This is a genomic window from Rhizobium sp. BK529 (assembly GCF_014194105.1).
GTDB lineage: Bacteria > Pseudomonadota > Alphaproteobacteria > Rhizobiales > Rhizobiaceae > Rhizobium.
This window is the reverse complement of sequence record NZ_JACIAU010000002.1, coordinates 556,151-570,460: the sequence shown is the minus strand read 5'-3', so window position 1 is coordinate 570,460 and position 14,310 is coordinate 556,151. Positions and strand designations below refer to the sequence as shown.

Genomic DNA, 14,310 nt, shown 5'->3' with positions numbered 1-14,310 from the left:
CAATCCGGGAATACTGGCTTCAATAGCAGGAAGAAATTCTGAATTGGAAGAGGCACGACTCTGGCAACTTGATTGGCGGGAGATCGAAATGCCGAAAATTTGCCTTGTGGGTGCGGGAAGCACCGTTTTTGCGCAGAACATTCTGGGAGATGTGCTGTCCACGCCCTCAGGCAGCAACTATACGATCAGCCTGTTCGATATCGATCCCGAGCGGCTGAAAACATCGGAGATCGTCGCGCGGCGCATCTGCGACGCACTCAATCTGCAAAATGTGAAGGTCGAGGCTACCCTTGATCGCCGCCAGGCGCTGAGTGGATCGGATTTTGTCATCCTGATGATGCAGGTTGGCGGCTACAGGCCGGCCACAGTGACGGATTTCGACGTACCGAAGAGGTACGGCCTGCGACAGACCATTGCCGACACGCTCGGCATCGGCGGCATTTTTCGCGGGCTTCGCACGATTCCCGTGCTGGAGGCGATCTGCCACGATATGGAAGAGGTATGCCCCAACGCTCTGCTGATGCAGTATGTGAACCCGATGGCGATCAACTGCTGGGCTGTCAAGGAACTGGCGCCATCCATCCGCACTGTCGGCCTTTGCCATAGCGTTCAGCATACCGCCGCGCATCTCGCCTCATGTCTCGGCGAGAACATTGCCGACATCAACTATATTTCAGCCGGCATCAATCATGTCGCCTTCTTCTTGAAATACGAAAAGCTGCATGGGGATGGCCGGCGCGAGGATCTCTATCCCCGCCTGAAGGCTTTGGCTGGAGAAGGACGCGTACCATCCGACGATCGGGTACGCTTCGATGTGCTCAAGCGGCTCGGTCATTTCGTAACGGAATCCAGCGAGCATTTCTCCGAATATACGTCTTGGTACATCAAGGAACGCCGTCCCGAGCTCATCGACAAGCTGAACATCCCGCTCGATGAATATATCAACCGTTGCGAGAGGCAGATCTCCGAATGGCATGCTCTGCGGCGGGATCTCGAAGGCGACAAGCCGATCGAGGTTTGCCGCAGCAATGAATATGCCGCTGGTATCATCAACGCTGCCGTCACCGGCAATCCGGCGCTGATCTACGGCAATGTTCCCAATAACGGTCTGATCGAGAACCTGCCCGCCGAGTGTATCGTGGAAGTACCCTGCCATGTTGACAGGAACGGCATCCAACCAACTCGCATCGGCAGGATTCCTTCGCAGCTTGCCGCGGTGATGAAGCTCAGCGTCTCGGTCCAGGAACTGACTGTGGAAGCAGCGCTTACGGGCAAGCGCGACCGCATCTATCAAGCCGCCCTGCTTGATCCGCATACATCGGCAGAACTCTCGCCGGACGAGATCTGGGGCTTGGTCGATGATCTGATCGAAGCACATGGCGATCTTTTGCCGAAATACCATTGAGGTCGATCAGAGCCCACTGCTCCCAGCAGATCAACTATCAGCAGGCGTGTCGCCCTTTTGGGCGGCGCGCTTTTTTCTTTGGCCATTTCAATGTTCTGTCAACTTCTCGAAAAAATCATAAACGATCATAATTATGATTGACATTGATCACATCGGGTGTGAACTTGACGCAAATATACGGAATAACCGCAGGGGACGATCGGTGAAGCAGAATGGTGGAGTGAAGACCGATCGGCTCGACGCCATCCGCAGCCACCTCTATGCGAACGGCTTTTCGACCATTCAGGATTTGGCTGAGGCTGTCGGCGCTTCGCTTGCGACCGTGCGGCGCGACCTGCAGGTTCTCGAACAGGATGGCGCCATCGATCGCGTCCATGGCGGGGCCCGCATCGCCGAGGGGTCTTCAGTCGAGCTTGCTTTTCAGGAGCGCGAAAAGCGTCATCTCTCGGCCAAGCGCGCGATCGCCAATGCCGCCTACGAAAAGCTTTTGCCGCGCACGGCGATCTTCCTCGATGCCGGTACGACGGTTCTTCAGCTTGCGAGGCTAATCCGCATCAATCCAATGCCGCTGCGCATCTTCACCAACGGTCTGATCGTCGCGCAGGAATTCCTAAACATTCCGCATCTCGAGGTCGTGCTTCTCGGCGGCCAGCTGCGCAGCGAAAACGCCTCGCTCGTCGGCCCGCAGGCCGAGGCGATGCTGGAAACGATCTGGTTCGATCAGCTGTTTCTCGGCGCCAGCGCCATCAGTCCCGATGGCGCGATCTATAGCGTCGACAGCGCGGAAGCCAGCTTGAACCGACGCATGCTCGCCCGCTCGGCCAACGGCTATGTGCTGGCCGACTCTTCGAAATTCGGAACCATGGCGACTTACAAGGTCGCGCCGCTCAACGCTGCAAAACTGATCACCGACAAGGGCCTGACGCCACAATGGCGCGCTGAGCTCGCCAATTTCGGCGTCGATGCGACCGTTGCTGAGCTTGGAGCAAAAGAATGAGCGAAGAGCTGATCCTCGGTATCGATGGCGGCGGAAGCAAGGTGCTCGTCACCCTGGCCGGCAGAGACGGCCGAGTCCTGCGCAGCGCGCTCGGCGGCGGCGTCAATCCCATGGATAATCCCGATTGGCGCCAGGAACTGGAGCGACATATCGAACCCTTCCGTAGAGAGGCGGGACTGGCCGCCGTCGGCGCTGCCTTGCCGGCCTATGGCGAGGTCGCATATCTCTCGACGCTGCAGAAACAATGCATCGACGAAATTTTCCCGGATGTCAGCAAGGCTGTGCTTAATGATGTCGATGCGGCCCATCTCGGCGCCTTTGCCGGTCGGCCAGGCATCCTCATCCTGTCGGGGACTGGCTCCATGTCCTGGGCGCGCAATGCTGCCGGGGCATCGGCTCGTGCCGGCGGCTGGGGCGATATGATCGGCGACGAGGGCAGCAGCTATTGGATCGGCCGCACAGCCCTGCATCTCATCAGCCAAAGCCTTGATGGGCGTGGCAAGCCAACCGCGCTGGCGACGGCCATCTACGATCATCTCCAGCTCGACATTTCGGATCCGATCAACGCGCTCGGCGGCTGGATCAACGGGCTTGCCATGCCTCGCGCCGGCATTGCCGCCCTCTCCATCCTTGTCGACAGAACCGCACAGCAAGGCGACGAAACGGCGATCGGTTTGATCGAAGAAGCGGCGGATGAGCTTGCCAAGCACCATTCAGCGATAGCAAGCCATTGCGAGGCCGGCACCGACTGGACCTATGCAGGCGGCACCTTTTCCAGCCGTCGCCTGCTCGAAGCGGTCGAGCGGCGGATCGGCCAGCGAGCGATCGCACCTGTACTTCCTCCCATTGGTGGTGCGCTTCTGGCCGCCGCCCAACTTCTCGACTGGCCCCTGGACGAGGGCTGGCTCGGGCAAATCGCGGTCGAGGCTGAAGCCGTGATCGCGCGATCGAGACAATGACTGTCAAAGAAAAAGAGGATGGGAACATGCGTAAATTCATATTGCCTTTGCTTGCCTCAGCTGCCCTTGCGATCGCCCTGCCTGCCATGGCAGACGACGCTAAGCCCCTCGCCGGCCAATCGATCACGGTGCTGATGCCATCGCCGCAGGGAGCCACCGTTGCGGCCGATTTTGAAGCCGAGACCGGCATTCATGTCGATCTCCAGACACTGTCCTGGGACGATATCCGCCCGAAACTGGTCACAGCGCTGGTCGCCGGCACGGCGCCGGCCGATGTCACGGAATTCGACTGGTCCTGGACCGGGCAGTTCAGTGCTGCCGGCTGGTACATGCCGCTGAACGACGTGATCGACAAGGACACGGTCGCCGACATCGGCGTCGCCAAAATCTTCACCGTCGATGGTCAGTTGCTCGGCGTGCCCTATACCAACGACTTCCGCGTCATGCTCATCAATAAGAAGCACTTTACGGATGCCGGCATTACCGAGACGCCGAAGACGCTCGACGAATTGGTCGCCGCGGCGAAGAAGATCAAGGAGAAGGGCATCTCCACCTATCCGATTGGCCTGCCGCTCTCGGCAACGGAAGGCGCTTCCACAAGCTGGTATCTGCTAACCAAGGCTTTCGGCGGCGAACTCTTCGACAAGGACTTCAAGCCGCTTTTCCTGACGCCCGATTCCGCCGGCTACAAGGCGCTCGCCTTCGAACTGGCGCTGCTGAAGGACGGCCTGGTTGACCCCGCTTCGACGGGTCTCAAGGACAGCCAGATCAATGAGAGCATGTTCGCACAGGGGCTGACCAGCATCATGATATCGGGTGAGCCTGGCCGGCTAGGTCAGATGAACGATCCAAAGCAATCCAAGGTCGCCGGCCAGGTCGAAGCGATCCTGGTGCCGACCGCCAGTGGTCAGACGCGCAGCTTCGGTCTTCCGGAAGCGCTCGCTATTCCGAACGTTTCGCAGAACAAGGAAGCGGCGATCGCCTTCGTCAAATGGTTCACCAGCAAGGAGTTTCAGAAGAAGAATGCGGCAAACGGCGCTCTGCCGACCCGTACTTCGGCTCTCTCCGAACTCAATTCTGAAGGCAAGCTGACGAGCGGCGACGCACTTGTTGCACAGTCGAAGACTGTCGAACCGCTGTTCCAGCAGGGTACGCCGCCATGGTATCCGCAGTTTTCCAGCGCGGTAAACACGGCGATCAACAGCGCGGCAAAGGACCAGATGACCGTTGATCAGGCCATGCAGAGCATTGCAGACGCCGCGAAGCAGGCGATGGCGCAATGACAGTCGTCACCGCTGAAGGTGTCGCGGCCAAGCGGAGTGTCGGCCTCAACGCCGACACCATGCTTGGATTGCTGCTGGTGCTGCCGATCCTCGTGACCATGGCAGCACTGGTCTTCTATCCGATGGGGCGAACGGTCTGGGACTCGATGCATCGGGTCAACCCGATGCAGGCGGGAACGCCTTTCGTCGGATTGGAAAATTACATCCGCATGTTGTCAGACGCCCAGCTGGCGTCGACTTGGACGAATACGCTGATCTATGTCGTCCTCGCAGTTGCCGCCGAAACCATTTTCGGCGTGCTCGCCGCAGCGCTCATCAATCAGGTGAGGGTCGGGCGTCAATGGGTGCTGGCAGCCGTCATCCTGCCCTGGGCGCTTCCCGGAGTTGTCAACTCCGTCATCTGGCTGTGGATCTATCAGCCCGGCGCCGGCTTGTTGAACGGCATACTTGTGGCACTTGGCCTGCCCTTTGAAAATCATGTCTGGTTCAACGACAGGACAAGCGCAATCATTGCCGTGACCGTCGTCCATGTCTGGCGCATGATGCCACTAACAATCGTCATCGTGCTCGCCGCCATGCAAAGCATTCCGGCGCATCTCTATGAAGCCGCGCGGATTGACGGAGCAACGCGCGTACAGATGTTCAGCCTGGTCACGCTTCCGCTCGTGCGCAGCGCCATCGCCGTCGCCATGACGAATGCGACCGTCAACGCCTTCAATCTCTTCGACGAGGCCTGGGTGCTTGCCGGTTCGAGCCTCGAAACGCGGCCTATCCTCGTGCAAATTTATCTCGAGACATTCCAGAACCTTCGTTTCTCCTATGGCATGGCGCTTTCGGTCGTCATCACGCTGGTCTCGCTGCTGGTCTCGCTCGTCTACGTCCTGCGCGTCTATCGCAACACACGGTTCGACTGATGAAACCAACCATTCTCTATCGACTGATGATATGGATCGGCCTTGCCGTGCTGCTGATCTGGTCGCTCGGCCCGATCTACTGGACGATCGCAAGCTCGGTGACGCCGACCGAGGACTTTTCCACGCGGCCGATCCACTTCTTCCCGCAACATTTCACACTGGACCATTATTCACGCCTTCTCGGCATCAACATCGCGCGGATCGGCGGAGTGGAAGTCTGGAAGCAGTTCCGCGCAGCACTCCTGAACAGCTTGATCACCTCTACGGCCGCCACACTGCTCTGCGTGGCAATCTCGGCACTCGGCGCTTATGCCTTCACCCGCATGCGCTTTCCCGGACGTCACCTTCTGTTTGGCGCTGTTGTCGCAACGCTTGCCATTCCCGCCTATGCGGTGCTGATCCCGCTTTATCAGATCATGATCAGGATGCACCTCGTCGATACCTATACCGGCGTCTCGCTGATCTATGTCTCGGCCTATCTGCCGCTCTCACTCTGGCTGCTGCGCAGTGTCTTCGAACAGCTTCCGATCGCGCTCGAAGAGGCAGCGCAGCTCGATGGCGCGGGCCGTCTCTACATCTTCTTCAACATCGTGTTGCCACTTGCTGGCCCCGGCCTGACGGCAGCCGCAATCCTCACTTTCCTGGGAGCATGGGGGCAGTACCTCGTTCCTCTCATCTTCTCGCCGCAGGCGACAAAGCCCCTGACGGTTCTCATCCCGGAATTCGTCACCAAGAACTTCATCGACTACGGGCTGATTACGGCAAGCGGATCGATCGCCATCGTCATCCCTGCCCTCGTCGTCATCTTCCTTAACCGGTACCTCGTCAGCGGTTTGCTGGCTGGTTCGGTCAAATAATTGGAGACATTATGAACACGACCGAAAAGGTAATCTTCGAGCAGTTCCCGTACTGGGAGAAAGCCATCGGCTCGAATGCAGCAAGCGGCAAGGCGGAAGATCTTCTCGTCTTCGTCGGCTGCGGCACTTCCTTCAACCTTGCCCTGTCTCTGGCGGCCTACGCCAATAACCTGAAGCGCAAAGCAATCGCGGTCCCCGGCGCGGAATGGCTCAACCGGCCTTCTTATTTCTGGCCGGAATGGCAGAAGACTCATGTGGTCGCGCTCTCACGCAGCGGCGAAACGACGGAAACGGTTGCCGCCGCAAAAGCGAGCCGCGCCGCCGGCGCCTATGTCACAGCCGTCACCGTCGAGCCGGAAAGTGCCCTTGCCAGGAACTGCGACCAGCTGATCTGCTCCCCGACCCATCCGGACGAAGGTATCGTCATGACGGTGTCTGCAAGCCTCATGGTCTTGCTCAGCCTGCAGATGATCGGCACGACCGTACCAGCTTCGGTCGTCGCATCCGCGCGCCAGCTCGCGAATGCGCTTGACGCCGCCCTGCCCGATATCATCAAGGACCGTTCGCACTTCGTTTTCCTGGGCGGCGGCCCACTTTTCGGCATTGCACTGGAAGGTGCCTTGAAGCTGATGGAGATGAGTCAGTTGATGACACAGGCCTTTCATCCGCTCGAATACCGCCACGGGCCGATTAGTCTCGTCGATGAAAAGACGGCCGCCATTATGCTTTACAGCGCGGATCAGAAAGCTGCCGAAGCCAAGCTCGTTGGCGAGTTGCGCGAAAAGGGTGCCGTCGTCATTGGAATCGGCGGTCCCGGCGACCTAGAGCTTGCCGTCGATGTCGATCAGTCATCTGCCGGCCTCGTTGTCCTGCCGGCCTTGCAGATCCTCGGGGAACGTGCTGCGCAGGCGAGGCAGATCGATACCGTTTCGCCGCGTCACCTCACCAAGGTTGTGACACTGGTATGAGTGCTTCGATCGATAAGAACCGGCAGATTGCCCTGGCGAAGCTTTTTGGTGCAAGAGACCTGCCGCTGCCACGTGGCATTACGTCGGTCTGTTCGGCCCATCCGCTGGTCATAGAGGCGACGCTTCGGCGTGCCGTCCGGCAGAAAGAGGCCGTGCTGATCGAGGCGACCTGCAATCAGGTCAATCAGGAAGGCGGCTATACCGGCATGACGCCGGCGGACTTTCGGACTTTCATCGAGCAGATCGCGGCAAGCGTTGGCTTTCCCGCCGAGCGCATCATTCTCGGCGGAGATCATCTCGGCCCAAATCCGTGGCGAAAGTTCGGCGCAGACGAAGCCATGACGCGCGCCGAAGTCATGGTCACGGCCTATGTCGAGGCCGGCTTCGAAAAGCTGCACCTCGACACATCGATGGGCTGCGCCGGCGAGCCTGTCGCACTCGCCGATGAACTGACAGCAGCAAGGGCGGCGCGCCTCGCGCAAGCAGCGGAAGAGGCTGCGCTTCGCACGGGTCGTCATCCGCCGGTTTATGTCATCGGTACCGAGGTGCCGCCACCCGGCGGCGCGACCCACGCGCTGGATGAACTCGAAGTCACGCGGAAGGAAGCCGCTTTGCGGACGCTTGACGTGCACCGCCAGGCGTTTGCCGAGGCCGGCGTCGGTTCGGCGCTGGAGCGTGTGATCGCTGTTGTCGTTCAGCCCGGTGTGGAATTCGGCAATGCCAATTTCGCACTCTACAAACCCGAGCGCGCGCAGACGCTCATTTCAGCGCTCGACGAGATGAACGGGCTGCTCTTCGAAGCCCATTCCACCGACTACCAGCCGGCGAGCTTGCTTTCGGCTCTGGTCGACGGCGGCTTTGCGATCCTGAAAGTTGGGCCTGGTCTGACCTTCGCCTTGCGCGAAGCGCTCTACGGTCTTGATGCGATCGCCGATGTCATCGACGATGCTGCGCAAGGTAGCGGACTCGCGGCGACCATGGAAAAAATCATGCTCGCCGAACCTGGTCATTGGGCAGGTCACTATGGCGGCACGCCGGATGAACAACGACTGCAGCGGCATTTCAGTTATAGCGACCGCATCCGGTATTACTGGCCCGATGAACGCGCGACCGAGGCAGTCGACAAGTTGCTAATCAGATTGCCCGATGCCATTCCGGAAACGTTGATCAGCCAGTATCTCGCCCGCCTCTATCCTGAAGTAGTCGAGAAGCGTATCGCACCGAAGGCGCGCGATCTCTGCCTTGCCGCCATTGATGCGGCGCTCGCCCCCTACGCCACCGCGACGGCGCCTCGATAAGAGGCGCGTCGTATGCCGCTCTTGATGAACGGCCGCAGATTCGAAACCAGATTTCAGCCGGAGACAGTTATGGCGTCCGTAAACGTAGCGAATGTCCGCAAGAGCTATGGTCACTTTGAGGTATTGCACGGGGTAGATATCGACATCGGTGATGGGGAATTCGTCATTCTCGTCGGTCCCTCCGGCTGCGGCAAGTCAACCTTGCTGCGCATGATCGCCGGCCTGGAGGAAATCTCCGGCGGCAATGTCTCGATCGGCAGCAAGGTGGTCAACAATGTCGCTCCAAAAGAGCGCGACATTGCCATGGTCTTCCAGTCCTATGCACTTTATCCGCATATGACTGTCGAAGCGAATATGGGGTTCTCGCTGCGGCTGGCGAAAGCGCCGAAGGAACAGATCAAGGCGCGCGTGCGTGATGCGGCGCAGATTCTCGGCCTCGAACATCTGCTCGACCGTTACCCGAGAAACCTCTCCGGCGGTCAACGTCAGCGCGTTGCCATGGGCCGGGCGATTGTCCGCCAGCCGCAGGTCTTTCTTTTCGACGAACCTCTTTCCAATCTCGATGCCAAGCTTCGCGTGCAGATGCGCTCGGAAATCAAGCAGCTGCACCAGCGGCTGAAGACCACGACGATCTACGTGACGCATGATCAGATCGAAGCCATGACCATGGCAGACCGCATCGTCGTGATGCGTGACGGTTATGTCGAGCAGATCGGTTCACCCCTCGATCTCTACGATCGACCGGCCAATCTCTTCGTCGCCGGCTTTATCGGTTCGCCGGGCATGAATATTATCAGAGGCAGGATCAGCATGTCTGGACCCCTTGAATTTATCGCCGATGGCGGAGCTCGCCTGCCGCTGCCGGAGACCGCTGCGGCAGCGCGCGGCACGGAAGTCGTCTACGGCATTCGCCCGGAGCATCTGATGATAAGCCCACATGGTGTGAGCGCCGAGGTCGTGGTCATCGAGCCAACCGGGGCCGAGACCCAGATCAACGCCAGATTCGGATCGGATCCGCTCGTCACCACAGTGCGGGACCGGCTTTCCCTTCAGGCTGGCGACACCGTCGGCATGTTGCCGGATCTGACGAAGCTGCATCTTTTCGATGCCAAGACCGAAAAGCGGCTATCGGTCGGGTAGCGATACGCCACTTGGTCTCTTCGTCGCCCGCACGAAATGAAGTACGAGAAGGTCATGAATGAAATCCCACCTTCTCGCTCATCGATCAGCTGCGAGATCAGGGATCTGGCGTTGTCAGTTCCGTTTCCTTGGTGTCGACGACAAATACGGCCAGAATTTTTGCCGGTTTCGTCTTGCTGGCATTTGCACTCACCAGATGGTGGTCGCCGGGAACTTCAACCCAGTTCTCACCGGTCTTGAAGACCTTTTCTTTGCCGTCGTTCACCTTGCTTTTGATCTCGCCTTCGATGACCGTCGCATAGATGAAGGCGCTTTTCGCATGAGTATGTGCCGGATTATAACCCCCCGGGCCATATTCTACGAGAACGCCGCGCATGCTTTTTCCAGGCACGTTGGGCAATTCGTGATCGAAGACGACCGTGATCTTTGCATTGTGTGCAGACTGGGCAGCAAAGGCCGGCGCTGCAACGAGGGTTAGTGCCAGCGCGGCAGTAGTCATGGACTTGAACATCGTATCCTTCTCCTATCAGGCTCGCTACGATCCGGGCAGGCTAAGTCCGCCCTGGGCGGAAGGTCAGATATACGATGGTTTGATGTCCGCGCTCACCGTCATCAACAGACAGCCCGCAATTCCGTCACAAACCAGTTAAGGTTGTTGTTGCGGTAATCGTCAACAAGATATATCCCGAGAATGCCACCCGAAATTGTCTTTCGCCGTCGTTTCGACTGAGGTCGAACTTCCAAACCGATCACATCCCGGAGCGATCGAATGCATGTCCAGCCGCAACACCGGATCTATGTCTGCTTCTTTCTCTTCGCTATTTCAATGGGAGCGCTGCTCTCGCGATTGCCTGACCTTCAGGACGCTCTCGGCGTCGACAAGTCCGAACTCGGACTCACGCTGATCGGCGCGGCGATCGGTGCGCTGATTTCCCTTACCTTCGCGTCCCCGCTGATTGCGCAGTTCGGCGCACGCAGGACGGCGTTCCTGACGGTGCTCGGAACATCCGCTCTACTCGCAACAATCCCCTGGGCCAACGCCGCCTGGCTGGTTTTCTTCATTCTTCTCTGCGAAGGCCTCCTCGCAGGCGCACTGGAGATCAATCTCAATGTCGAGATCGACCGTATCGAGGCGCAGCTTGGCCGTGGTGTGATGAACAGGGCGCACGGCTTCTGGAGCCTTGGTTTCTTCCTGACTGCGCTCGTTGGCTCGGCCGTTCGTCAAGCGGGCGTGCCCATGCATCTGCACCTTGCCCTGACATTCACCTTCGTCCTGATCGTCGGCACCGTGGTTATTTCGGGCATCAAGAATGCGCCAGCGCGTGCCGGGGGTGAGCATGTGGAGGGTCCGAGTATTGCGCTGCCGACATGGGGGCTGATGCCGCTCTGCATAATCGGCATCGCCGCCTTTCTCGTGGAAGGCGCCGGTATCGACTGGTCGGCCATCTATATGCGCGACGCCTTCGCAGCCGAGCCCTTTATCGGTGGCCTCGGATTGACGCTCTTTACCTTCTTCATGGCCCTGGCCCGTTTGTTCGTCGACCCGTTTGTCGATCGGTTCGGCGCGCGCGTGGTCGCGACTTTTCTGCTGGTTCTCTCGGTGGCTGGCCTTAGCGCCGTCTGGCTCGCGCCGCACCCCTATGTGGCCCTGTTCGGCTTTGCGCTGATGGGCGCTGGCTGCAGCGCGGTCTATCCGCTCGCCGTTTCCGCGGCGGCACAGCGGACCGATCGGGCGGCGCATTTGAATGTCGCGGCCCTCGGGCAGATGTCCTTCGTCGTTTTCTTCCTGGCGCCGCCGCTCCTCGGCTTTGTCGCTGAACACGCCGGCATCAGGGTCGCATATCTCGTCTGCCTACCCATTATCATTGCGGCTTTGTGCCTCACGAAAGCGCTAAAGCCACGTGGAACCGACTACAAGGCAGGGATCGAGAGTGAAACCAGTCAGGCGGCGCGCGTATAGGTGATCGCCCATGATTGGCTGATCTTAGGATTGGCCGGGTTGGCCAGCAGAACGGCGAACGACGAGCGTACAGGGTAATCTCTCAACACCCGGCTGGACCGTCTCGCCTTTCGACAGGCCGAGGATAGCAAGTCCCGCCCGGTGGCCGAGCTCCTTGAGCTCCATATCGACCGTCGTCAGAGGTGGACGCGTCTGACGTGAGACGACTTCCCAATTATCGAAACCGACGACTGCGATATCGTCGGGGATTGAGATGTTTCTGTCGCGCAACGCATCGATGACGCCGCGGGCGATCTCGTCGCTGCCGCAAAAGATCGCCTCCGGCTTCGGGCCGGAGCGGGAGAAGACGGTTTCGATCGCGGCGTGTCCCCATTCTTCCGACCAGTCGCCGAACATGACCTCGGCCGTCGGCCCGACGAGTTCCTGATAGGCTTCGGCGCGAATACAGGCGGCACGATAATTCTGTTCGCCGGTAATATGCAGGATACGAGACCGGCCAAGGTGCTGGAGATGTCCGACTGCCAGCCGCGCGCCCTGGGCATCATCGGGGTGGAAGCTGACGCTGTGCGACGGTCCCTGCGCGAAAACATAGACTACCGGTATGCGCAGCCTGGTCAATTCGGGGGGCGGCTCCAGATCGATACGCGTCGCCGTAAAGATGATGCCATCGACTTGCCGGTCGAGCAGCGCTTCGAGATGTAGTTTCGCCAATCGTGGGTCGTTGTTGGTCGCACAAAGGAAAAGCGAGACGCCGTGATCGACCAGCACTTCCGATACGCCGCTCGCCATCGGCAAGGTCAAGCGTCCATAAGTATCGTTGGTCAGCATGCCGATCGCATGGCTACGCTTCGTTAACAACCCACGCGCGAGCGCGTTTGGGCGGAATCCAATCTCCTCAGCGATCCGTCTTACCTTTTCGCGCGTCTCGGCATTGGTTCTCCCGGTGCCGTTCAGCGCATTTGAGGCCGTTGAAATGCTCACGCCCGCAGCCTTCGCCACGTCACGGATCGTATGCCGGCCGCTACCAGAGTCCTTCAAATTCGCACCCACTCAACTGGCTTGTTAAAACCTTTTAGCAGAAATAATTTAGTTGCTAAAAGGTTTTAACAAAAACATGACCTTTTAATGCATACAGCCTGTCGACATGAAAAATTTTCTCATCTAACGTCGTCTTTGTCTTGAGGCAGAGGAGCCTCGCATAAGAGAAGGGGAACCGCATGTTACATTTGAAAACCACCATTGCCGCTATTGCGCTGCTGGCGAGCTCTTCTCTCGCCAGTGCCGAAGAAATCACGCTATGGGTGCGGACGTCTTCTGGCGCCGTGCTCCAGGGCCTGGCCGAGAAATACAATGCTTCGCATTCCGACAAGGTTAACGTGACCCAAATCACCGCCGAGCAGATGGTCCCGAAGCTTGGTGCGGCGATTGCGGGTGGTGCAGCGCCCGATGGCGCGGTTCTCGATTTGATCTACCTGCCGACCTTCGCGGCCAATGACAGCCTTGAGGACATCAGCGATTTCGTCAAGAGCCTGCCCTATTCCGCGGCGCTGAGCCCGTCGCATATCCGCCTCGCCACCTATGACGGCAAGGTCTATGGTGTACCGGCGCTGCCCGATGCCTCGATCATCGCCTACAATACCGACCTCTTCAAGAAGGCCGGCCTCGATCCGGACAAGGCACCGGCCTCTCTCGAAGAGATCGCCGCCGACGCCAAGAAGATCCATGCGCTCGACAAGGAAACCTACGGTTTCTACTTCGTCGCCAATTCCGGCAGCTGGTTGATCTATGATTTCCTGCCGCATCTGTGGGCTGCCAACGCCGACGTGCTGAGCGATGACGGCCGCACTGCTACCGTCGACACTCCGGCGATGCGCGACACGATTGCCGCCTATCGCGACATGTGGAAGGAAGGCGCCATCCATCCGACCTCGCGTTCAGGCAATGGCAACAACGCCGTCGAAGCCTTCGCCTCCGGCAAGGTCGGCATTCTCATGACCGGCTCCTATATCGTCAACCTGCTGACCAGCAAGTACCCGGACGTGAAGTTCGCGGTTGCTCCGATCCCTGGCCCGAAGGGCGGCGCATCGAGCTTTGCCGGTGGCGACACCGTGGCGCTCATCAAGGGTATCAGCGAAGGGAAGAAGAAGGTCGCGCTCGACTTCGTGAAATTCTACATGGAGCCCGAGCAGCAGGTCTACATCACCCAGGAATCCGGCATGCCGTCGCGCACGGATCTCGCCAAGGAGGCCTATGCCAAGTTCGACCCACGCAACCTTGTCGCCTATGACATTCTCGCTAAAGCGCGTACGCCCTATACGTTCTCGTCGGATGAATTGTTCGTCAGCCGCACCGGGCCGTTCCTCAACCTGATTCAGGGCACGATCTTCGGCGAAGACGTCGATGGTTCGATCAAGAAGGCGCAGGACGACTTCACCAAAATCCTCGACCGCACCAATCCTTAACTGTGCCCGAAGCGGGGCGGTCTTCCGCCCCGCCGCTTGCGGATTGCCGACGCGCGGTTCTGAAATT

The 14,310-nt window shown here is 59.2% G+C and carries 13 protein-coding genes; 11 read left to right on the top strand and 2 right to left on the bottom strand.

Annotated elements, in window-relative coordinates:
- Positions 1–88 precede the first annotated feature (88 nt).
- From FHX08_RS19650 to FHX08_RS19610, 9 genes are all read left to right on the top strand, one after another.
- Positions 89–1,405 (top strand): alpha-glucosidase/alpha-galactosidase, encoded by a 1,317-nt coding sequence (locus tag FHX08_RS19650; protein WP_132655279.1) that lies wholly within the window; start codon positions 89–91, stop codon positions 1,403–1,405.
- A gap of 202 nt (positions 1,406–1,607) precedes the next feature.
- On the top strand, positions 1,608–2,402 hold the full coding sequence (locus tag FHX08_RS19645) for a DeoR/GlpR family DNA-binding transcription regulator (RefSeq protein WP_132655277.1): 795 nt from the start codon (positions 1,608–1,610) through the stop codon (positions 2,400–2,402).
- Complete coding sequence (locus FHX08_RS19640) at positions 2,399–3,361, top strand: N-acetylglucosamine kinase (protein WP_132655275.1); 963 nt, start codon at positions 2,399–2,401, stop codon at positions 3,359–3,361. The genes FHX08_RS19645 and FHX08_RS19640 overlap by 4 nt, the downstream gene beginning before the upstream one ends.
- A gap of 26 nt (positions 3,362–3,387) precedes the next feature.
- On the top strand, positions 3,388–4,644 hold the full coding sequence (locus tag FHX08_RS19635) for a sugar ABC transporter substrate-binding protein (RefSeq protein ID WP_132655273.1): 1,257 nt from the start codon (positions 3,388–3,390) through the stop codon (positions 4,642–4,644).
- A complete protein-coding gene (locus tag FHX08_RS19630) occupies positions 4,641–5,558 on the top strand; it encodes a carbohydrate ABC transporter permease (RefSeq protein WP_132655271.1) in 918 nt (305 codons plus the stop codon). Before FHX08_RS19635 ends, FHX08_RS19630 begins: the two co-directional genes overlap by 4 nt.
- Positions 5,558–6,415, top strand: coding sequence for a carbohydrate ABC transporter permease (locus tag FHX08_RS19625; RefSeq protein WP_132655269.1), 858 nt, complete (start codon positions 5,558–5,560; stop codon positions 6,413–6,415). The genes FHX08_RS19630 and FHX08_RS19625 overlap by 1 nt, the downstream gene beginning before the upstream one ends.
- An 11-nt stretch (positions 6,416–6,426) precedes the next feature.
- Entirely contained in the window at positions 6,427–7,383 is a 957-nt protein-coding gene (locus FHX08_RS19620; RefSeq protein WP_132655267.1) for an SIS domain-containing protein, read from the top strand.
- On the top strand, positions 7,380–8,681 hold the full coding sequence (locus FHX08_RS19615; protein ID WP_132655265.1) for a D-tagatose-bisphosphate aldolase, class II, non-catalytic subunit: 1,302 nt from the start codon (positions 7,380–7,382) through the stop codon (positions 8,679–8,681). Before FHX08_RS19620 ends, FHX08_RS19615 begins: the two co-directional genes overlap by 4 nt.
- A 69-nt stretch (positions 8,682–8,750) precedes the next feature.
- The gene (locus tag FHX08_RS19610; protein WP_132655263.1) at positions 8,751–9,821 is read left to right on the top strand and encodes an ABC transporter ATP-binding protein; all 1,071 of its coding nucleotides are present in this window, start codon (positions 8,751–8,753) and stop codon (positions 9,819–9,821) included.
- A 97-nt stretch (positions 9,822–9,918) separates the two neighbouring features.
- Here the strand turns inward: FHX08_RS19610 and FHX08_RS19605 are convergent, their stop codons facing one another.
- Positions 9,919–10,332 carry a cupin domain-containing protein gene (locus FHX08_RS19605; RefSeq protein ID WP_132655261.1) on the bottom strand — a complete coding sequence of 138 codons (414 nt, stop codon included), beginning with the start codon at positions 10,330–10,332 and terminating at the stop codon, positions 9,919–9,921.
- Between the two features lie 258 nt (positions 10,333–10,590).
- Here FHX08_RS19605 and FHX08_RS19600 point away from each other — a divergent pair, with 258 nt between their 5' ends.
- Positions 10,591–11,781 carry an MFS transporter gene (locus tag FHX08_RS19600; protein ID WP_132655259.1) on the top strand — a complete coding sequence of 397 codons (1,191 nt, stop codon included), beginning with the start codon at positions 10,591–10,593 and terminating at the stop codon, positions 11,779–11,781.
- A gap of 24 nt (positions 11,782–11,805) precedes the next feature.
- Here FHX08_RS19600 and FHX08_RS19595 read toward each other — a convergent pair whose 3' ends face one another.
- On the bottom strand, positions 11,806–12,819 hold the full coding sequence (locus FHX08_RS19595) for a LacI family DNA-binding transcriptional regulator (protein WP_132655257.1): 1,014 nt from the start codon (positions 12,817–12,819) through the stop codon (positions 11,806–11,808).
- Between the two features lie 179 nt (positions 12,820–12,998).
- On the opposite strand from FHX08_RS19595, the gene FHX08_RS19590 reads away from it, so the two are divergent.
- A complete protein-coding gene (locus tag FHX08_RS19590) occupies positions 12,999–14,243 on the top strand; it encodes a sugar ABC transporter substrate-binding protein (protein ID WP_132655255.1) in 1,245 nt (414 codons plus the stop codon).
- Positions 14,244–14,310: the final 67 nt, after the last annotated feature.